General features: G+C 52.5%; 18 protein-coding genes and 2 pseudogenes. 11 read left to right on the forward strand and 9 right to left on the reverse strand.

Annotation, left to right across the window (positions count from 1 at the left end; genetic code table 11):
* Window positions 1–3 precede the first annotated feature (3 nt).
* Both HA51_RS17865 and crp read right to left on the reverse strand, forming a co-directional pair.
* Window positions 4–2,073 (reverse strand): annotated as a pseudogene (locus tag HA51_RS17865) (YccS/YhfK family putative transporter); the annotation flags it as partial.
* Between the two features lie 58 nt (window positions 2,074–2,131).
* Window positions 2,132–2,764 carry a cAMP-activated global transcriptional regulator CRP gene (gene crp / locus HA51_RS17870; protein WP_003852956.1) on the reverse strand — a complete coding sequence of 211 codons (633 nt, stop codon included), beginning with the start codon at window positions 2,762–2,764 and terminating at the stop codon, window positions 2,132–2,134.
* A gap of 303 nt (window positions 2,765–3,067) precedes the next feature.
* Here crp and HA51_RS17875 point away from each other — a divergent pair, with 303 nt between their 5' ends.
* On the forward strand, window positions 3,068–3,472 hold the full coding sequence (locus HA51_RS17875; RefSeq protein WP_084935945.1) for an OsmC family protein: 405 nt from the start codon (window positions 3,068–3,070) through the stop codon (window positions 3,470–3,472).
* 43 nt (window positions 3,473–3,515) lie between these two features.
* Here HA51_RS17875 and HA51_RS17880 read toward each other — a convergent pair whose 3' ends face one another.
* The 3 genes from HA51_RS17880 to HA51_RS17890 form a co-directional block, all read right to left on the reverse strand.
* The gene (locus HA51_RS17880; RefSeq protein WP_084935946.1) at window positions 3,516–4,385 is read right to left on the reverse strand and encodes a phosphoribulokinase; all 870 of its coding nucleotides are present in this window, start codon (window positions 4,383–4,385) and stop codon (window positions 3,516–3,518) included.
* 61 nt (window positions 4,386–4,446) lie between these two features.
* Window positions 4,447–4,665 (reverse strand): YheU family protein, encoded by a 219-nt coding sequence (locus HA51_RS17885; RefSeq protein WP_084935947.1) that lies wholly within the window; start codon window positions 4,663–4,665, stop codon window positions 4,447–4,449.
* A gap of 2 nt (window positions 4,666–4,667) precedes the next feature.
* Window positions 4,668–5,684 carry a hydrolase gene (locus HA51_RS17890; RefSeq protein ID WP_084935948.1) on the reverse strand — a complete coding sequence of 339 codons (1,017 nt, stop codon included), beginning with the start codon at window positions 5,682–5,684 and terminating at the stop codon, window positions 4,668–4,670.
* A gap of 60 nt (window positions 5,685–5,744) precedes the next feature.
* On the opposite strand from HA51_RS17890, the gene HA51_RS17895 reads away from it, so the two are divergent.
* Window positions 5,745–6,347 carry a LysE family translocator gene (locus HA51_RS17895; protein ID WP_084935949.1) on the forward strand — a complete coding sequence of 201 codons (603 nt, stop codon included), beginning with the start codon at window positions 5,745–5,747 and terminating at the stop codon, window positions 6,345–6,347.
* Window positions 6,348–6,567: 220 nt separating this feature from the next.
* Here HA51_RS17895 and msbA read toward each other — a convergent pair whose 3' ends face one another.
* A complete protein-coding gene (gene msbA, locus HA51_RS17900) occupies window positions 6,568–8,325 on the reverse strand; it encodes a lipid A ABC transporter ATP-binding protein/permease MsbA (protein WP_084935950.1) in 1,758 nt (585 codons plus the stop codon).
* Window positions 8,326–8,616: 291 nt separating this feature from the next.
* Here msbA and HA51_RS17905 point away from each other — a divergent pair, with 291 nt between their 5' ends.
* The gene (locus HA51_RS17905; protein ID WP_158087379.1) at window positions 8,617–9,687 is read left to right on the forward strand and encodes a glycosyltransferase family 9 protein; all 1,071 of its coding nucleotides are present in this window, start codon (window positions 8,617–8,619) and stop codon (window positions 9,685–9,687) included.
* 464 nt (window positions 9,688–10,151) lie between these two features.
* Here HA51_RS17905 and HA51_RS17910 read toward each other — a convergent pair whose 3' ends face one another.
* Window positions 10,152–11,132: a LacI family DNA-binding transcriptional regulator gene (locus HA51_RS17910; RefSeq protein ID WP_084935969.1), complete on the reverse strand. Its 981-nt coding sequence runs from the start codon at window positions 11,130–11,132 to the stop codon at window positions 10,152–10,154.
* A 232-nt stretch (window positions 11,133–11,364) separates the two neighbouring features.
* On the opposite strand from HA51_RS17910, the gene tauA reads away from it, so the two are divergent.
* The 4 genes from tauA to tauD are packed head-to-tail and all read left to right on the forward strand — an operon-like array spanning window position 11,365 to window position 14,783.
* The gene (tauA, locus tag HA51_RS17915; protein ID WP_084935970.1) at window positions 11,365–12,345 is read left to right on the forward strand and encodes a taurine ABC transporter substrate-binding protein; all 981 of its coding nucleotides are present in this window, start codon (window positions 11,365–11,367) and stop codon (window positions 12,343–12,345) included.
* Window positions 12,346–12,355: 10 nt separating this feature from the next.
* Window positions 12,356–13,123 (forward strand): taurine ABC transporter ATP-binding subunit, encoded by a 768-nt coding sequence (tauB, locus tag HA51_RS17920; protein ID WP_084935952.1) that lies wholly within the window; start codon window positions 12,356–12,358, stop codon window positions 13,121–13,123.
* Window positions 13,120–13,947 carry a taurine ABC transporter permease TauC gene (tauC, locus tag HA51_RS17925; RefSeq protein WP_084935953.1) on the forward strand — a complete coding sequence of 276 codons (828 nt, stop codon included), beginning with the start codon at window positions 13,120–13,122 and terminating at the stop codon, window positions 13,945–13,947. The genes tauB and tauC overlap by 4 nt, the downstream gene beginning before the upstream one ends.
* A complete protein-coding gene (tauD, locus tag HA51_RS17930) occupies window positions 13,944–14,783 on the forward strand; it encodes a taurine dioxygenase (protein ID WP_084935954.1) in 840 nt (279 codons plus the stop codon). Before tauC ends, tauD begins: the two co-directional genes overlap by 4 nt.
* Window positions 14,784–15,104: 321 nt before the next feature.
* Here the strand turns inward: tauD and HA51_RS17935 are convergent, their stop codons facing one another.
* Complete coding sequence (locus HA51_RS17935) at window positions 15,105–17,009, reverse strand: ABC transporter ATP-binding protein (protein ID WP_084935955.1); 1,905 nt, start codon at window positions 17,007–17,009, stop codon at window positions 15,105–15,107.
* A gap of 115 nt (window positions 17,010–17,124) precedes the next feature.
* Here HA51_RS17935 and kefG point away from each other — a divergent pair.
* The 4 genes and pseudogenes from kefG (at window position 17,125) to slyD (ending at window position 20,453) form a co-directional block, all read left to right on the forward strand.
* Window positions 17,125–17,677: pseudogene (gene kefG / locus HA51_RS17940) on the forward strand (glutathione-regulated potassium-efflux system ancillary protein KefG).
* Window positions 17,677–19,479 (forward strand): glutathione-regulated potassium-efflux system protein KefB, encoded by a 1,803-nt coding sequence (gene kefB, locus HA51_RS17945; RefSeq protein WP_084935956.1) that lies wholly within the window; start codon window positions 17,677–17,679, stop codon window positions 19,477–19,479. Before kefG ends, kefB begins: the two are co-directional and overlap by 1 nt.
* 46 nt (window positions 19,480–19,525) lie before the next feature.
* Window positions 19,526–19,720, forward strand: a complete 195-nt coding sequence (locus HA51_RS17950) for a YheV family putative zinc ribbon protein (protein ID WP_084935957.1) — start codon at window positions 19,526–19,528, stop codon at window positions 19,718–19,720.
* A gap of 193 nt (window positions 19,721–19,913) precedes the next feature.
* Window positions 19,914–20,453 (forward strand): peptidylprolyl isomerase, encoded by a 540-nt coding sequence (gene slyD / locus HA51_RS17955; protein WP_084935958.1) that lies wholly within the window; start codon window positions 19,914–19,916, stop codon window positions 20,451–20,453.
* A 47-nt stretch (window positions 20,454–20,500) separates the two neighbouring features.
* On the opposite strand, the gene HA51_RS17960 is transcribed toward slyD, so the two are convergent.
* Window positions 20,501–20,719 (reverse strand): SlyX family protein, encoded by a 219-nt coding sequence (locus HA51_RS17960; protein WP_084935971.1) that lies wholly within the window; start codon window positions 20,717–20,719, stop codon window positions 20,501–20,503.
* Between the last annotated feature and the right edge of the window lie 104 nt (window positions 20,720–20,823).

Raw genomic sequence — 20,823 nt, forward strand, 5'->3', positions numbered from 1 at the left:
AGCCTTCTGACGTAATGCCTGGAGCCAGCGACCATGATGGGGGCGCTGGCTCCAGGCCAGTGAAGAGATGGTGTGCATCACGTTCAGGTGCTGCAAGATACGCTTCACATGCTGCTCAACAATCGTTACCGGCCCCTCATTAAGATTCTCCGGCGCTTCCAAAATGTTGCTGTCATTCCCTGGCCCATCGTACGCCAGTCGCTGCTGACAGCGCTGCAGCGCAATTTCACAGGATTGCAGATAACGCTCCGCCAGCTTAGGCGTCAGCATGGTGTGTTCACGCGCCAGAATGGTCATCGCATTGAGATGTTCCACAATAAACTGGCTGTGTGTGACCCACATGCGCATGTCTTTCAGGTATTGCGCATCAAACCCCGGTTCACTAGAGGCCTGATTGAGTGAGTTGAACAGCGCGTTATGCGCCTGGTTCACCTTAATACGCTGGTATGCCAGCTTTTCAGGCGATTGCTCCGGCCCCAACAGCATCCTCAATGCTTCCTGATACGCTTCCAACGCATCGTGCGCGTTGCTGCGCAGCAATCCACTCTGCCACTGTGGCCATAGCCAAATCATTCCCGCAAAGGCGATCAGGCAGCCCATCAGCGTGTCCATCATGCGGGGCAGCAAGAATTGGGCGCCGTTCAAAGACAGCAGTTGCAGGGAATAGACGGCGGTAACGGTGAAACCGATCATCGACCAGCCATAATATTTACGTGTCACCAGATAGCTGGCGAGCGTGATGACCAGCATAAACAGCAGGGTGGCCGATTCGGGCACCGCCAGCCGCAGCGAGGCGGCAGCAATCAGCAATCCAGCAAAGGTACCCAGCGCACGGTGTTGAATGCGAACACGTGTCGCGCTATAGCCATTTTGGCTGACAAACATGATGGTCATCAGAATCCAATAGGGCTTGGGGATATTGAAGAACAGCGCCAGCGCGCTGCCGAACATCAGCATTACGGAAATACGGGCGGCGGTACGTAATGCGGCGGACTTCAGGGACAGGTAGCTTCGCAGCGCGGGGAACAGGGGCAGACGGCGCTGGCGGTCAGCCATCAGGTCACGGGTGTAAAGCGGCTTCTGGGTACGCAGCACGCGCGCAATACGGCTGAAATGATAGTAACAGAAGTTTCCGACTGGGTTATTTGGATGCTGGCGTGCAATCTTTTCTAGCGCCCCGAGTGGCTTCTCCATGTGAAAACGGTCTGGTAATTGATGATAGAGAATGGCATCGGCCAACAGGCGCAGGCGCGCGGAGATAGTTTTGGCGTTCCAGCGGATAACCGCTTCAGCGTGACTTTGCTCGACCAATTTTTGCACTTCTTCCGGCTGGTGCAAGCTCACGGAGATGTGTTCCTGTAAATCAAGCGCGACTTGAAAGGCGCGCGTCAGTCGCTTGTGACTGTTATCACGGCTGGCAGAAAGCATATGCATTTGCTGATAACAGGTGGTGATCAGATCGACGGCTTTTTGCTGACGTGCCAGCAGCGGCGGCAAGGCCTTTTCGGGATCGGTAAGCTGTGTGAGCAGCGTGTACTTGGCATCGCAGTAATCCGCCAGCTCGCGGTAAAGCAGGCTGAGGGTTTCGCGCATCGGCTGCTCTTTCCACAGCCAAAACCAGAACCAGTTGAACAAGCCGTACCATAGCGTGCCGCCGATATACAGCAGCGGCGGTACCCACACCGGCATACGTCCGATCAGGCTCAGGCTGAAAATTGCAGCGATTAAGGTTGCTGGCAGCAAGCGACCATGCAGCGGACTGATTTCACCCGTGACGCCAACCAGTAACGGTAACACGAACAGAATCAGCGGTAGCGGTATTTGGTAGTCGGTGAGGATTTGGATAAGAAAACTGCCGGTGGCAAACAGTGAACCACCCACAATCAGACGTTTGAAGAAGCGTTTATGCGGCGTGTCGAGTCCCGCCATGTTGCAGCATGCAGGCACTAAGGAGAACAACAGGCCTTTTTGCAGATCGCCAAACAGCCAGCCAAGAGCCACAGGCAGGCACAGCACCAGCGTTTGCCGCAGCGCGTAATTGACCTCAGGATGATAGATGATTCGGCGCCACATCAGCTCACCGCAAATAAAAACGGCGCAATGTTGCCATCACGCCGTGGGTGATAAGAAATTAGCGGGTGCCGTAGACGACGATGGTTTTACCGTGTGCGGAGATCAGATTCTGATCTTCCAGCATTTTCAGGATGCGTCCCACGGTTTCGCGTGAGCAACCCACGATCTGACCAATCTCCTGACGGGTGATTTTAATCTGCATCCCGTCTGGGTGAGTCATCGCATCTGGCTGTTTGGCCAGATTAAGCAGTGTTTGCGCAATGCGGCCTGTCACATCGAGGAAGGCAAGGTTGCCTACTTTCTCGGAGGTGACTTGCAGACGTCGCGCCATTTGCGACGAGAGTCGCATTAAAATATCCGGGTTTACCTGAATCAGCTGACGGAATTTTTTGTAGGAAATTTCAGCCACTTCGCAGGCACTTTTCGCACGTACCCAGGCACTACGTTCCTGACCTTCTTCAAACAGGCCGAGTTCGCCGATGAAATCTCCCTGATTGAGGTAGGAGAGGATCATCTCTTTGCCTTCTTCATCTTTGATCAGAACCGCAACGGAACCTTTCACGATGTAGTACAGCGTTTCCGCTTTCTCACCCTGATGGATGAGCGTGCTTTTGGACGGATATTTGTGAATATGGCAATGGGACAGGAACCATTCGAGTGTAGGGTCTGTTTGCGGTTTGCCGAGAACCATTCGCTATTATCCTCTATTGTAATCGTGCCCAAAATACAGGGGGCAGTTTTCCCTGTCAGGCGGTGTAATCGTCGAGCGTTTCCTGTTAAGGAAAATTATTTCCGGGTGATTCTTAAGCTACGCTTTTGATTCTTCCCGCCTTCGTCTGTTACGACGAAAATATTTTCAGCACTGTTTGTAGCACAGCTTTTGCGAGCTGTCTTCTGTTGTCTCGCTTCAGCAAAGGGCGGATGAGTCTGGATTGCTGTTTATCAACTGAAAGCGTACTCTGGCGGCAAAATAGCCGCTTCTGGAGAAAGAATAATGCAAGCACGAGTGAAATGGGTGGAAGGGCTGACCTTTCTCGGAGAATCCTCATCCGGTCATCAGGTATTAATGGACGGAAATTCCGGTGACAAAGCGCCGAGCCCCATGGAGATGGTGCTGATGGCGGCGGGCGGCTGCAGTGCGATTGACGTGGTAACCATCTTGCAAAAAGGACGTAACGACGTGGCGGATTGCGAGGTAAAACTCACCTCTGAACGCCGTGAAGAAGCGCCACGTATTTTTACCCATATCAATCTACATTTTATTGTCACCGGCAAAGAGCTGAGTGATAAAGCGGTGGCTCGTGCCGTTGATCTGTCCGCCGAGAAGTACTGCTCAGTGGCAATTATGCTGGGCAAAGGAGTGGAAATGACGCACAGCTATGAGGTGATTGAGCTGTGAAACAGCGCAGCGGCCCTATGGCCGCTGCTGAAGAAAATCTGGATTATTCAATCCGTTTACCTTCTATCAGACGCTGCACCAGCGGCGTCATGATCAACTCCATTGCCAGTCCCATTTTACCGCCCGGTACCACCAGCGTATTCATGTGTGAAATAAACGAGCCCTGAATCATCGCCAGCAGATAAGGGTAGGCAATGCCCTCCAGCCCACGAAAATGAATGACCACAAAACTTTCATCGAGCGAGGGAATTTCACGTGCGGCAAACGGGTTGGAGGTATCGACTGTCGGTACGCGCTGGAAGTTGATGTGGGTCCGTGAGAATTGCGGCGTAATGAAGTTGATGTAATCCTCCATTGAACGCACCACCGAATCCATTACCGCTTCACGAGAATGGCCACGCTCGCCGGTGTCGCGCACCAGCTTTTGAATCCACTCCAGATTGACGATCGGTACCACGCCGACCAGCAGATCGACATGCTCGGCGACGTTTTGCTGCTGTGTCACCACACCGCCATGCAATCCTTCATAGAACAGCACATCGGTGTTCTCCGGCAGTGGCTGCCAGGGCGTAAAGGTGCCGGGTACCTGATTCCAGGGTACGGCTTCATCGTAGGTGTGCAGATATTTGCGTGATTCACCCAACCCGGTTTGTCCGTAGTGCTTAAAGGTGTGCTCTAACAGACCGAAGTCATTGGCTTCTGGGCCGAAGTAGCTGATATGGCGACCCAAATCGCGCGCTTTACGGATCGCCATGTCCATTTCAGGACGGGTATAGCGATGGAAGCTGTCGCCTTCAAGTTCCGCAGCATGCAAATCCAGCTGCTGAAATATTTTACGGAAGGCGAGGCTGGTGGTAGTGGTTCCGGCACCGCTGGAACCGGTGACGGCAATAATTGGATGCCTGGCTGACATAACAGCGCTCCCTGTGAAGTCCGGCGATGAGCATTGTTAGCACGAATTGCCGCGCGGTGCATTAACCGCGAAACTCACCTTTTGGCATGATATTCACTGATTCATGCAGTTCTGACCACACTAATACCACCTCACCGCGCTCCAGCTGGCGACGCACGTCAGCCACTTTCTGCGCCAGGCTGCGCTCTTGTTCGCCATAGTCGGTGCCTTCTCGCAGTACAAAACTTTCAATCAAGTTTTCCAGCGTTGCGACCTCAAGTTCTTGCCAGGGAATAATCACTATCACACATCCAGATAGGTTGAGAGCCAGTCAGGCACACGTTGTTCCAGCCACATTTTCGGCTTCAATAAAGTGCCACCGACAAATCCAACGTGACCACCTTGTTGCGTCAGCTGATATTCAATCGAAGGCGAGAGCTGCTCCGGCTGCGGAATGACCGCATCGGTCATAAACGGATCGTCTTTGGCATGGATAATCAGCAACGGCTTGCGCACGCCGGTGAGCAGCGGCATGGCGCTGGCACGTTGATAATAGTCGTTGGCATCCAGAAAACCGTGCGCCCGCGCGGTAATCGCATCATCGAACTCACGGATACGGCGGAATGCCCGCAGTTGGCTCAGTTCCACTGGCAACGTGCCGGGCCAGGCCAGCAGTTTGCGCGTGGCATTCTGCTTCAGCTTGGTCAGCAAATAGTGCTGATAGAAACGAGAGAAGCCGGCATCCAACTTTTCGCTACAGGGTTCGAGCGCAAAGGGAGCCGAAATCGCGACGGCTGCATCCACAGGCACATCATTCCCCTGCATGCCCAATAAGTAGGCCAGCATGTTGCCACCGAGTGAAACGCCCACTGCTGCAGTAGGCACAGTGCCCCATTCGCGTTGCAGCCAGTGCAGGAAAAAGGTCGCGTCTTCGGTTTCACCGGAATGATAGATGCGCTCCAGGCGATTGGGTTCGCCACTGCAGCCACGGAAGTGCATCACCACCGCTAACCAGCCACGCGCCTGACACGCTTGCATAAGGCCGTGTGCATAAGGGCTGCGGAAGCTGCCTTCCAGTCCGTGGAACATCACCATACGCGGCTTGTGACGTGCTTGTGCCGGATCTTCGCTCCATGCGAGATCGACAAAATCGCCGTCAGGCAGGTCAAGTCGCTGCCAGTGCGGACGTAAGGTTACGCGCCGTCGCAATATGCGCGGCAGCAATGTTTGCAGATGCGCGTTACTGAATCCGCGCAGCGGTTTAAAGCGCTCGCCGTTCAGGCGATCAAAATAGCTTGGGTAAAGGCTTGTCTGATGCATAAGTCGCTGATAGCTTCGATGGGTTGTCCGCTTTACTGGGTGAGGAGCACCCGAATATACATGGAACTGAGTCTTTTTTTATCAATGTTGGGTTTTCTTTGGGTCGCTGCCATCACGCCAGGCCCCAATAATATGTTACTTACCGCCTCAGGTGCTAATTTTGGCTTCCTGCGCACCATACCTTTGCTCATTGGTATCATGATTGGCATGCAAGTCATGTTGCTGATGGTGGCATTTGGCATCGGTGGCCTCATCTTGCTTTATCCCTCACTGCATCTGGTATTAAAAATTGCCGGTAGCCTCTACTTGTTATGGCTGGCGTGGAAGATTGCGACTGCCGCATACGAGAAATTGGAAACGGAAGATGAAACCGTGAAGCAGATGCCCTTCTGGCAAGGGGGATTGCTGCAACTGATCAACCCGAAGGCTTGGTTGATGGCGCTGGGTGCGGTGGCCAGCTTTAGCCTCGCAGGCGATGCTTACCTGCATTCGGTGGTTGCTATCAGCATGGGCATGGCGCTGGTTAACGTGGTCTCCGGGGTGATTTGGATGGGCTTTGGTTCGTTGATTGGCCGCCTGCTACGCAGCCCGCGCGCATGGAAAATCTTCAACCTGGCGATGGGTGCGCTCACGGCCGCCTGTGTGCTGCTGATTTGGCGTTGAGTTAGCTGAGTTGTTGAGCGCATAGGGTAGTAACCTTTTTGTAAGAAATCAGTGTGGGCATGGGGAACTGGGAGTTCACCATGCCCACACTCTTCTTGCAAAGGTGGTGTTGTCGTCGCATACCTGAAAGTATGGCGACGTTATAACGGCTGGTCTTGACCCCCAGGACAAGATGGATGATGGCCTGGGGATGAACCAATGAGGTATTTACGAAACTATGCTATTGCTGAGTTGAGAACTGCATTTCATGCAGCTTGCTGTACAGACCCGTTTGTTGCAAAAGCTCTTTGTGATTTCCTCGTTCACTCATTCTGCCATTATCCATAACAATGATTTCATCACAGGCCTCAATCGTTGACAGCCTGTGAGCAATAATCAACAGCGTGCATTCATGCCTGATATTATCCAGTGACATCTTGATTGCGTGCTCAGATTCATTGTCCAACGCAGAGGTGGCTTCATCCAGTATGAGTAATGGCGTTTTCTTCAACAGAGCCCGCGCGATGGCTATTCTCTGACGCTGACCGCCTGAAAGCTGTACGCCATTTTCACCTGCCAGCGTATCTAGCCCTTCAGGCAACCTGTTAATGAACACATCTGCATAGGCACGAGACGCCGCCTCACTGATGTCCTCACGTGTGACAGAGTCCGGACAGGCATAGGCGATGTTTTCCGCAAGGCTGGCATCAAAAAGGTGAACATGCTGGGATACAAGGGATATTTTTTCCCGCAACGATTTCAGCTGGTAGCTTCGAAGCTCCTGCCCATCGAGCAGAATTTCTCCTTCGTAATCATCATAAAACCGCGGAATAAGACTGACTAAAGTAGACTTCCCTGAACCCGACCGCCCAACAAGAGCCACTGTTTTACCCGCTGACACTTTGAAGCTCACGTTACGTAGCGCATAGTCCTCTGAGTTTTCGTAACGAAAGCTAACGTTGCGAAATTCAAGCTCTCCCTTCGCACCCTCCGCAGAAAGTGTGCCTTCGTCACGTTCCTTTGGCATATCAAGAAGGTTAAAAAGTGAGTGGCATGCCGTCATTCCCTGTTGAAAACCGGCGTTAAGACTTGTTAGCGATTTAAGCGGGCGCATTATCATAAACATGGCGGAGAAAACCACGGTTACCGACCCTGCAGAAAGTGTTTCCAGCACTGAGGGGAAGCTCGCTGCATAAAGAATCGCAGCCAGAGCTAATGAGGCTATGACCTGTATGAAGGGCTCGGAAAGTGCGGCAACAGAAACCATTCTTAGGCCGTGCTTACGCATCGCATCGCTGGTGTTAGCAAAGTTTTCCCGTTCAACAGATTGGCCGCCAAACATGCGCACCTCTCGGTGATTTCTCAGCATCTGTTCTGAGCTGACGGCAACGCTGCCCATGGTGTTCTGCAGATCCCGACTGATACGACGGAATCTACCAGACACGGCGCTGACGCTCAGTGCAATGACTGGAGCAGCGATCAGAAGCACTAAGGACAGCTGCCAGCTGTTCCAGATCATAAGTACCATCAGGCTGATGATTGAAGCAGTGTTACGGACCAGAGAGATGAGCGTATCAGAGGAAGCAGACGCAACGCGTTCAGAGTCATAGGTAATCTTGGTCAAAAGACTTCCTGACGAATTGCGATTATGGAAGCTGACAGGCATCCCCATCAGATGACTAAAGATCTGACGGCGCATGGACATCACAACGCGACCTGATACCCATGCCATACAGTAATCTGATACATAGCCAGATACTCCACGGATTATAACCAGTCCAATCACAGCAAGCGGTAGCCAGCGCAACGATTCAGGTGTAACACTTCCAAAGCCAACACCATTCATTAGAGGCTTGAGCAGTGAAAGTAGACCAGCATCGGTCGCGGCGTTGATGACCAGCGCAAAACTCGCGGCAAACAATCCCTTTTTATGGGGGGATATATAGGGGATAAGCCTGCGGAACGTTGCCCGCGTTGAGAAATCACTATTTTGATTCACGTATTAGATTCCGCCTGCTGATAAGTCATGCGGGCGTTTTATACATGCTGTTGGCACAAGTCCAGCATAATTTTTATGTCCAGCCGGGCGTCAGTGTTCTGGTTGAGGTTGAAGCTGGCTTTTAGAGGTCGCTGTGGCTAACCCTTGCTTTCCGCATAAAGCCCGGATAAGTCATAAAGATTTTTTTACTCCATGAAAAGCGTTAGCATAGAAACACTAAGCCAGTCGTTTCGGCACCGTTGTTTTCTTATGAAAACGATAACCGCCTGATCTCTTTATATGGAAAGATCCATGCAGTTTCTGAAAGCCATCAACAGAAATAAAAATGTTTTACTCAGAAAAATTAAAAAAGTTATGCTGCATTCTTTTCTCAAAACTCAACGTAGGCAGCGTCATTTCGATCCTGAAAATGTTCGTCATATATTGCTGCTACGTCTTGATGACAAAATCGGGGACATGGTCGTCACCACCGGAACCGCTTTTTTACTGACTGAGCAAGGTTACCGGGTATCTGTGCTAACTGGGCCTGTCTGTGCTCAGATGCTAAAAAAATGTGACTATCTGGATCAGGTCATCCTTTACAAAAATCGAATGTCTCTGGATGATCTTTCTGCTCAGAACTTTGATGTAATCGTCGATTTTGATGATGTTCAAGATTATGAACGCTTAAAACTGGCATGGCGGATGAGACGTAGCCATCATGTTGGGTTTAACAAAAACCTTCCGGGTATTTATAACTTGTGTATTAGTTATCTTGACGCCGAAAAGCATATCATTGAGCGCCATAAACGGGTGCTGGAATTATTTAACATCTATAAGAATGAATTTCAGTATCAACTTGGGAAATGCCTTCATGAGCAAGATAGAGTTAAAGGTGCGCTGAATTTTACTCCAGAGGATGTCATCGTATCTGTGAATCCTTATTCCGGCGCGCAAGACAAGGATTTTTCAGAAGAACAAGTGGTTTCACTCATCCATTTTATTCAATCAGTCAACCCTGCTATAAAAGTTGTCATTGTTGGGCAGGAGAATAAAGTGCGGAAATACAATAAGTTTGGCGCGGTTATTGTTCCTGAAAGTACGATAAATACTGCTATCGAAATCGTCAGGTTATCAAGCTTAGTCGTCAGCACTGATACCTCGATTGTCCACATTGCTAATGCACTCAACCGCCCACTTATCTCTATTTATAATAAGCGTAAACTGAAAGATACCGGCTTACCAGGTTATAAAATCTGGGCTCCTAACTATCCACTGGGCAAACAAGTCATTGTCGAAGGTGCTTACATTGGGAAAAGTCCAATTAATCAAGTCTTCCCGATGATTGAAGCTGCACTCTTGACGACCAGAGTCCATGATTGATGCAATCAGGCAGTCACGCTGCCTGATATACATTTTCTTCCAGTGATTATCTGTCCTCTAAATATACAGTTGCCAGGCAGAACGTAGGGATGTACTGAAAACATTGATTCAGCAAAGCCTTGAGTACTGAAAGTCATTTTGCTTACGGATCATATGTGAGTTGATAAATAATCTATTTTTTTAGATTAATAATCACATGGATGTATGGCGGACTTTTAATTAAAGATTGTTAAAAACACGTTGTAGGAAATTTTCGCCTTAAATAGAATGACCTCAATTAATATCTGTAAAGTGTTGTTCCATCAGCTACAGATTGTTTGACTCCTCACAGATAATCATTATCCCTTAGCTTGTAAAGGAAGGTCACTGACTCTAACGTAATAAATGAACGTTAGAGCGGTGAAACACTTTATCAAGGCAATGGGTCAATACAGTATTAAAGGCCTCTATGCATCAGATGGGACCTAACTGGAAGCGCGTTCGACGCGCTTCCACGGCAGCACCTCGCGTACCACTTCACTGTGCGGCTGGCGAATGCGGTTCAGTAATAGCTGAACGCTGCGTGCGCCCAGCCGGTTCATCGGCTGCTCGATGGTTGTTAGCGGCGGATTGAGGCTGCTGGTAAACGGGATGCCATCGAATCCCACCACCGCCAGATCTTCCGGCACGCGCAGTCCGGCATCCAACGCCGCGTGGATCACACCGACCGCCAACACATCCGATACTGCAAACACCGCATCTGGCCGCTCCGGCTGTGCCAGCAATTCACGCAGCGCAGCACTTCCCGCCTCACACGAAATATTCTCCGCGTAAGCCACCGCTCCCCAGTTGAGTTCAAGCTGTTCCAACGCTTCACGATAGCCACGCTCGCGTTGATGAGAGTAGAGATAGCGCATATCACAGTTTACCAGTGCAATACGGCGCCGGCCTTTGCCCGCCAAATAACGCACAGTCTCAAATGCGGCTTCTTTATTATCAATCGTGACGCTGGAAGCGGGAATCGACGGGTCGTATTCCGCGCACTGTACCCAAGGGGCATTGCCAATCAAGCCTTTCAGCTCTTGCAAACAGGCGGCCGCATCCATGGTGATGACGCCATCCACCACTTTGCCGCTCAGCAGCGCCAGATAGGCGGCTTCTCGTGGCAGCTGTGAAGCTGAATTGCATAACAGGATGTGATAACCCTGCGCTTCGGCTTCAGCTTCAATGCCTTGCACCACACGTGAGCAGAAGGGATTAGTGATGTCTGAAATTAACACCAGTAACATATGACTCTGCGATGTGCGCAGCTGACGAGCCAGCAAATTGGGCTGATAGTCGCAGTGCTCGATGGCTGCCAATACCTTTCCTCGCGTGTCTGGCCGCACGCCCGGATGTTGATTCAACACCCGCGATACCGTGGCTTTAGATACGCCAGCCAGACGTGCAACTTCCTCAATCGACATGGATTTCAGTACCGCAAACAGAGTGAAAAACAGAGAATCTATCAATAGCACAGCCAGGATGTGAGCGCGTGACATATTTCTGTCTTTACACCTTCTTTGCATTTGCGCATTTCGCATACCTTTGCCCGATGATGATCTAAGAACAGATTTTCATTAGGGATAATTTTTAATTCCTTTATGAAATTACAGCCGCTGGAGAAACTGCCGTCACGACATAACATTGGGGTGAATGATGATGGCAGTAAAAAAAACAATAACGGCAGTGGCGGCAGCATTGGCCCTGATGGCTTTTCAGGCACAGGCGGTCAACGTCACTGTGGCGTATCAAACCTCAGCGGAACCGGCCAAAGTGGCGCAGGCTGACAACACCTTTGCCAAAGAGAGCGGCGCGACGGTGGACTGGCGCAAGTTTGATAGTGGTGCCAGCGTGCTGCGAGCACTGGCTTCAGGTGATGTGCAAATCGGTAATATCGGGTCCAGCCCGTTAGCAGTGGCGGCAACACAGCAACTGCCCATCGAAGCCTTCTTACTGGCATCACAGCTTGGCAATTCCGAAGCGCTGGTGGTCAAAAAATCCATCACCAGTCCCAAGGATTTGATTGGCAAACGCATCGCCGTGCCATTCATCTCCACCACCCATTACAGCCTGTTATCTGCACTTAAACATTGGGGCATTAAGCCGTCACAGGTGCAGTTAGTGAATCTGCAACCGCCAGCCATTATTGCGGCGTGGAAACGCGGTGATATCGACGGCGCCTACGTCTGGTCGCCAGCAGTTAACGAGCTGGAAAAAGACGGCACGGTGCTGACCGACTCCTCACAGGTAGGCAAATGGGGTTCACCGACGCTAGATGTGTGGGTAGTGCGTAAAGATTTCGCCCAGCAGCATCCTGAAATCGTCACTGCCTTTGCGCGCAGTGCGATTGAGGCGCAGCAAGCCTACATTGCTAATCCAGAACAGTGGCTGAAGCAGCCCGACAATCTTAGCAAACTGGCGCGACTGAGTGGCGTACCGGAAAGCGATGTGCCGGTGCTGGTCAAAGGCAATACCTACCTGACCGCACAGCAACAGGTGGAACAGCTGGGTAAACCGGTCAACAAAGCGATTGTTGATACCGCACACTTCCTGAAAGAGCAGGGCAAAGTGCCGGATGCGGCTAACGATTACAGCAGCTTTGTCACTACGCGCTTTGTTGCGCCCTTAGCGAAATAACGGAGGCGTTATGCTCAGCATCACCAACCTGAATGCACGTTACGCCGGACAACCCGCGCTGCAGGATATTAACCTGCAGCTGGATCAACGCGACCTGCTGGTGGTGCTGGGGCCCTCTGGCTGTGGCAAAACCACACTGCTGAATTTGATCGCCGGTTTCCTGCCGTTGGAGTCAGGCAGCATCACGCTAGATGGCCAAGCGGTAAAGGGACCCGGCGCCGAACGCGGTGTGGTATTCCAAAACGAAGGTTTACTGCCGTGGCGCAACGTGATCGATAACGTGGCGTTTGGTTTGCAACTGACGGGGATGGCGAAAGCAGAGCGTCATGTGATTGCGCGTCGTTTGATCCGTAAAGTCGGATTGGAAGGGGCCGAAAAGCGTTTTATCTGGCAGCTCTCTGGGGGTCAGCGTCAGCGCGTGGGGATTGCGCGTGCGCTGGCGGCTGACCCTCAGCTGCTGCTGTTAGATGAGCCATTTGGCGCGCTGGATGCCTTCACCCGTGAACAGATGCAAACCCTGCTGCTGACGCTGTGGCGCGATACCGGCAAACAGATTTTGCTCATCACTCACGATATTGAAGAAGCGGTGTTTCTCGCCAGCGAGCTGGTGCTGCTGTCAACTGGGCCTGGTCGCGTGGTGGAACGTATCAAACTCGATTTTGGTCAGCGGTTCGCTGCCGGTGAACCGTGCCGCAGTATCAAATCCGATCCGGCCTTTATCGAGCGCCGCGAATATGTGCTGAATCAGGTCTTTTCTCAGCGGGAGGCGTTTGTATGAGTGCGGTTATTGATGAGAAAACGCAAACTCGCCGCCGCGCACTGCGCTGGCCGTTTTCAGCCCAGTTTTCACTGAGCTTGCTGAGTGTCGGTTTGCTGCTGCTGGTGTGGTGGGGCGTGACGGCGCTCGGTTTAGTTGCACCCCTGTTCCTACCGCCACCCCAGCAGGTGCTGCAAAAGTTACTGCTGATCGCCAGTCCGCAAGGCTTTATGGATGCGACCTTATGGCAGCACTTGGGTGCCAGCCTGACGCGTATGTTGGTGGCGTTGTTCTTCGCGGCGCTGATTGGCATCCCTGTGGGCATTGCGATGGGTTTAAGTCCGGCGATTCGCGGGCTGCTCGACCCGCTGATTGAACTCTATCGCCCGGTGCCGCCGCTCGCCTATTTGCCGCTGATGGTGATTTGGTTTGGCATCGGTGAGACCTCGAAAATTTTACTGATTTATCTGGCAATCTTCGCGCCGGTCACGCTCTCGACACTGGCGGGTGTGAAGAATGCTCAGCAGGTACGGATACGAGCGGCGCAAGCTTTGGGGGCTTCACGCTGGCAGCTGCTGCGCTTTGTCATCTTGCCGGGTGCCTTGCCGGAAATTCTTACCGGTTTGCGTATTGGCCTCGGCGTCGGCTGGTCAACGCTGGTGGCTGCCGAACTGATTGCCGCCACGCGCGGGCTGGGATTCATGGTGCAGTCGGCGGGCGAGTTCCTTGCTACTGATGTGGTGCTAGCCGGAATCGCCGTGATTGCCTTGATCGCTTTTAGCTTAGAACTGGGTCTGCGCGCTTTGCAGCGCCGATTAACGCCCTGGAATGGAGAACAGCAATGAACGAACGTCTTACTTTTACCGCGCTGGGCCCGTATATCGGTTCGCAGGTTAGCGATGTGGATCTCAGTCGACCATTAAGCGACGCGCAGTTTGAGCAGCTTTATCATGGCCTACTGCGTCATCAAGTGTTGTTCCTGCGTAATCAGCTGATCACGCCGGAGCAGCAGCGTGCGTTAGCGATTCGCTTTGGCGATCTGCATATCCATCCGGTGTATCCGCACGCGGAAGGGGTGGACGAGATCATCGTGCTGGATACCCATCAGGACAATCCACCGGATAATGATAACTGGCACACCGATGTGACCTTTATCGAAACGCCGCCAGCGATAGCGATTCTGGCCTCCAAGCTGTTACCGGAAAGCGGTGGCGATACGCTGTGGTCCACGGGGATTGCGGCTTATGAAGCCCTGTCAGAGCCCTTTAAGCAGCTGCTGGGTGGCTTGCAGGCGGAGCACGATTTCAAGAAGTCATTCCAGGAATACAAATACCGCAAGACCGAAGAGGAACATCAACGCTGGCAACAGGCCGTGGCGAAGCATCCGCCGGTGCAACATCCCGTCATTCGCACACACCCGGTGAGTGGGCGCAAGGCGTTATTTGTGAATGAAGGCTTCACGACGCGTTTATTGGGATTGAGTGAGAAGGAGAGTGAGGCGCTGCTGAATTTCCTGTTCTGGCATACGGCGAAACCGGAGTTTCAGGTGCGCTGGCGCTGGCAGCCGAATGATGTTGCGATCTGGGATAACCGCGTGACGCAGCATTATGCCAATGCGGATTATTATCCGGCACGCAGGGTGATGCATCGGGCGACAGTGCTGGGTGATGTTCCGTTCTAACTGGCTGATTCATATCCGTAGCGGCGCGATTTATCGCGCGTGTCTAAAAAAATGAGCAATAAATTGCGCCGCTACGAAGTGTGCAAACATCCAGGCAAGCGCACAAGATACAGCGATGAGAATCTAAACAGGACAGGAAATCCCCGCCAGAAGAGCAAAGCGTCCGCCACATGGATGTGGCGGTCGATCAGCATGGATGCGTGATCCCTTTGCGATCGGGCGGGGCTTTTCTGGCCCTTACACCAAACCCGGCAGCAACATAAACAGCAACACAATTTACCAGGTTCGTAAAATGCGAACCCTACAGAACCAACCTGTCGGCTATCCCGCCAGCATTTGCTCCAGCTGCTCTTGCGCATCCAGCCAGGCCATTTCAACGTCTTCTAAAGCAGATTTGCTCTCTGCCTGACGTTGCAACGCCACGTTCAAATCCGCTTTACGGCTCTGATCGTAAATTGCACTGTCTGACAGCATCGCTTCCGCTTCACTCAGTTGGCTCTGCCATTTCGCCATCTGCTTTTCCAGCTTCTCTATCTCTTTGCGTAATGGCTGAGTCTGCGCGCGCAGTTCGGCATCGCGGCGCTTCTGATCTTTACGAGACTGGGCGCTATTGGCGTTATCTAGCTTTGGCGTTGCATCCTGTTGGGCCTGCTGCTTTTGCAAATCGCTCAACCACTGCTGGTAATCATCGAGATCGCCCTCGAACACATCGACTTTGCGGTCATGCACCAGATAGAGATCGTCGGTGGTGGATCGCAGCAAATGACGATCATGCGAAACCACCACCAAGGCGCCCTCGAAATCAATCAGTGCTTCGGTCAATGCCTGACGCATGTCGAGATCAAGGTGGTTGGTCGGTTCATCGAGCAGCAGCAAGTTTGGACGTTGCCAGACAATCAGCGCCAGCACCAGTCGCGCTTTTTCACCGCCCGAGAAGCGCTCAGTGATTTCGCTGACTTTGTCACCCTGGAAGCCGAAGCCGCCGAGGTAATCACGCAATTGCTGTTCGAGCGTTTGTGGCGCAATACGTGCCAGGTGCTGCAATGGCGATTCATCAGCGCGTAGATATTCAAGCTGATGCTGAGCGAAGTAGCCGAGTTTGATGCCTTTCGCCAAGCCGACTTTGCCATCCAGCGCTTCAATCTCGCCGGCCAGCAGTTTGATCAGCGTTGATTTACCCGCACCGTTACGGCCTAAGAGGCCGATGCGCGAACCGGGCACCAGGTTGAGCTTAATGGCATCAAGAATGATGCGTTCACCGTAACCTGCCGTGACTTTTTCCATTTTCAGCAATGGATTCGGCAGGCTTTCGGGGGCACGGAAGCTGAAACTGAACGGGTTATCGACGTGTGCAGGGGCAATCAACTCCATGCGCTCCAGCATTTTGATACGACTCTGTGCCTGCTTGGCTTTGGTGGCCTGCGCACGGAAGCGATCAATATACTTTTGCAGATGCTGCACTTTTTCCTGCTGACTCTGGAACAGCGCCTGCTGCTGCGCCAGTTTGGCGACGCGCTGGCGCTCAAACGAGCTGTAGTTGCCGGTGTATTCGAACATGGTTTGCTGTTCGATATGGATAATCTTATCCACCACCGGATCGAGAAAGTCTCGGTCATGCGAAATCAGGATCAGCGTGCCTTCATAGCTTTTCAACCAGCGTTCAAGCCAGATCACTGCATCGAGATCAAGGTGGTTAGTCGGTTCATCCAGCAGCAGCAGATCGGATCGACACACCAGTGCTTGCGCAAGGTTGAGGCGCATACGCCAGCCACCGGAAAAGTCGCTCACCGACCGCATTAATTGTTCCTGGCTAAAGCCCAATCCGTGCAGCAGGCTGGACGCACGAGCGTGTATGCTCCACGCTTGGATCGCATCCAGTTTGCCGTGTAGCAGTGCGATAGCGTTGCCGTCATCTTTTGCATTTGCTTCTGCTAATTCGGATTCAAGCTGACGATATTCGCGGTCGCCATCAATAACATATTCAAGTGCGGCTTTGCTCAGCGCAGGGGTTTCCTGATTCACCCATGCCAATGCCCAACTGCTGGGGAAGGTGAAGTGACCCGCATCACTGCTGATTTCACCCTTCAGTAGCGACAGCAGCGTGGATTTACCGCAGCCGTTTTTGCCCACCAGACCGACTTTTTGGCCGGGATTAATGGTGGCTGTTGCGTTATCCAGCAGCACATTGGTGCCGCGGCGGATTTGTAATGAGGAAAATACAATCATAAGCGCCGTATCGTCAGAATATGTTAATTTATTGGCAACATAATTCGATAATGGTTAGTTGCGTCGAGCATGGTAGCGGAATTCCTCTGCTGTGACGACGCCTTGGAGGGGAACGATGTCGCAGCCACCTAAAATATTGCTGCTTTATGCCCATCCGGAAACACAGGATTCGATTGCTAATCGGGTTTTGCTGCAGTCGGCTATGGAACTGGACCACGTCACGGTGCACGATTTATACGCCCACTATCCGGATTTTTTTTATTGATGTTCACTACGAACAGCAACTGCTGCGTGAACATCAAATCGTGGTATTCCAGCATCCGCTTTATACCTACAGCTGCCCGGCGTTACTGAAAGAGTGGTTGGACCGCGTGTTGTCGCGCGGATTTGCCAGCGGTATCGATGGCAATGCGCTCGAGGGTAAATACTGGCGTAGCGTGGTCACCACCGGAGAGCCGGAAACGGCTTACCACCACAGTGGGCTGAATCGCTATCCCATGAGCGACATCATGCGTCCGTTTGAGTTGACGGCGCAGATGTGCCGCATGCACTGGATGACGCCAATGGTGATCTACTGGGCACGCCGCCAGACGCCAGAGGTGATGCGTAACTATGCGCACGCCTATCGCGACTGGCTCTCTTCACCGTTGCCGCAGGGAGTGGTGTGATGGAAGGACAAACATTACTGACCGCTGGGGTCATTTATCTGGTCGCGGCGGTGCTGATCGTGCCCATAGCCGCGCGCCTTGGCATTGGCGCGGTGCTGGGATATTTGCTGGCAGGTATTGCCATCGGCCCATGGGGATTAGGGTTCATCAGCGACGTTGACGAGATTCTGCATTTCTCTGAACTCGGCGTCGTGTTCCTGATGTTCATCATCGGACTGGAACTGAATCCCGCCAAACTTTGGGCGCTACGTCGCTCCATTTTTGGTGTCGGTGCCGCGCAGGTGCTGATCTCTGCTGCCATTCTCGGTGTGCTGCTGTGGCTCACCGACTTTAGCTGGCAGGCTGCGGTGATTGGGGGGATTGGCTTAGCCATGTCCTCCACCGCGATGGCATTGCAGTTGATGCGTGACAAGGGCATGAACCGCAGCGAAGCAGGGCAACTCGGCTTTTCGGTACTGCTGTTCCAGGATTTGGCGGTGATTCCCGCCTTGGCACTTGTGCCGTTACTGGCAGGGGGCGATAGCGGCCATGTTGACTGGTTGAAAGTGGGGATGAAAGTGCTGGCCTTCGCCGGGATGTTGGTGGGTGGCCGTTATTTGCTGCGCCCGATTTTCCGTTTCATCGCTGCATCTGGCGTACGTGAAGTCTTTACTGCTGCCTCATTATTGCTGGTGCTCGGCTCGGCGTTGTTTATGGATGCGCTGGGGCTGTCGATGGCATTGGGCACCTTTATCGCCGGTATCCTGCTGGCGGAAAGCGAATATCGCCACGAACTGGAAGTGGCGATTGAGCCCTTTAAAGGCTTGCTGCTGGGACTGTTCTTCATTTCCGTTGGCATGGCGCTGAATCTTGGGGTGCTTTACACCCACATCGTTGAGATTGTTCTTGGCGTAGTGATTTTGGTGGCGGTGAAAACGTTGGTGCTGTATGTGTTGGGCCGCATCTACGGGTTGCGAAGCTCTGAACGACTGCAGTTTGCGAGTGTGTTGAGCCAGGGAGGTGAGTTCGCCTTTGTACTGTTCTCTGCCGCTTCTTCCGCCAAACTGTTTAGGGGCGATCAGCTCCCACTGCTGTTGGTGACGGTGACGCTGTCGATGATGACCACTCCGCTATTGATGCAGGGCGTGGATAAAATTCTCGCGCGTCGTTTCAATGAGCCCGATGACAACAGTGAAAAACCTTTTGTTGAAGACGACCAGCCGCAGGTGATTGTGGTGGGCTTCGGTCGCTTTGGCCAGGTCGTGGGCCGCTTGCTGATGGCCAACAACAAGCGTATTACGGTGCTGGAGCGTGACATCTCTGCTGTGAGCCTAATGCGCAAGTATGGCTATAAGGTTTACTACGGAGATGCCACTGAACTTGAGCTGCTGCGAGCGGCTGGCGCGGAGAATGCGCAATCCATCGTGATCACCTGCAACGATCCCGAGGACTCGATGACCATCGTGCATCTCTGTCAGCAGCATTTCCCACAGTTGGAAATTCTGGCGCGTGCGCGTGGACGTGTTGAAGCACATGAACTGCTTGAGGCCGGTGTTACACTGTTCTCACGTGAAACCTTCTCTAGTGCGCTGGAGCTGGGGCGCAAAACGCTGATTTCACTTGGCATGCATCCTCACCAGGCACAACGCGCGCAACAACATTTCCGTCGGCTGGATATGCGGATGCTGCGTGAGCTTGTGCCGAGTCATGATGACAGCACGCAGGCCTCGCGCGTTCGTGAAGCCCGTCGCGAGTTGGAGGACATCTTTCAACGGGAAATGCAGCATGAAAAACGCCAGATTGACGGTTGGGATGACGAGTAAGACTACACTTAACATATCCGTTTCTTAACAACGGGCAGGAAAGAGTATGCGTAAACGTTTTATTGCCGGTGCGGTATGTCCGCAATGTCAGGAAAAAGACACGCTGGCACTGTGGCGTGAAAACAATGTCGAGGTGGTGGAATGCGTGCAGTGCGGCCATCAGATGCGTGAAGCGGATAAGCAAGTTCGCGATAAGGTGCGCAACAATGAGCAAGTCATCGGCATTTTTCATCCTGAGTAGCGTAATGGCGCAGCTTTTTTTAAGCTTAAACTTACAGCGGGATTGAATTCCGTTACAATCGGCGCCATTAACGCTGAGCAGTATGCAGCAACACATTTGTTGGCATTCTCAGTCTTGAACCTTTCTGGTTGGTTATTGCACGCAAAATAGACCAATGAGACAGGATCTCAGTTCTCAACGGTTAGGAGATATCATGAAAGTAGCAAAAGACCTGGTGGTGAGCCTGGCGTATCAGGTTCGTACCGAAGACGGTGTGTTGGTTGACGAGTCACCGGTGAGTGCACCGTTGGACTATCTGCACGGTCATGGTTCCCTGATTTCTGGTCTGGAAAAAGCGCTGGAAAATCATGCAGTAGGCGATAAGTTTGATGTGCATATCCCAGCAAACGATGCTTATGGTCAGTACGATGACAACCTGGTTCAGCGTGTTCCTAAAGACGTGTTCATGGGCGTGGATGAACTGCAAGTTGGCATGCGCTTCCTGGCAGAGACCGATCAGGGTCCTGTGCCAGTTGAAATCACCGAAGTGGAAGACGAGCACGTCGTGGTTGATGGTAACCACATGCTGGCGGGCCAGAACCTGAACTTCAACGTGGAAGTGGTGGCGATCCGTGAAGCAACGGAAGAAGAAATCGCACACGGCCACGTACACGGTGCAGATGGTCATCATCACGATCATGACCACGACCATGGTCACGACCACGGCCAAGGCGGCTGCGGCTGCAGCCACTAAGTTTGACGTTGATGTGCGAAAGGCCACCTTTGGGTGGCCTTTTGCTTTTAATAATGGGGAGGAGGCGTCTCTTCGGACTGTGAGGCAATCGGTGAGGGTGTGGCAGCTTTGACTTTATCCACCAGCAGGCGTACCTGTTCGCGCATCCTGCTCATCTCCAGTTCGTGCTGAGTAACCGTCTGATTGAGCTGATCAATGGTGTGCTCCTGAAAAGCTAGCTTGCTCTCCAGCGCCTCAAGGCGTTGTTCCCACTCTTCATGTTGCATCATCTCTTCTCCTGTTACGGTGCTGCGCTTGGCGCGTATCGGGCGAGATTCTACGGCCTTTGGCGCCAGAATCACCCGATTTTTAACCTTTATGAGCCCCTGCG

Source organism: Pantoea rwandensis, assembly GCF_002095475.1.
Taxonomy (GTDB): domain Bacteria; phylum Pseudomonadota; class Gammaproteobacteria; order Enterobacterales; family Enterobacteriaceae; genus Pantoea; species Pantoea rwandensis.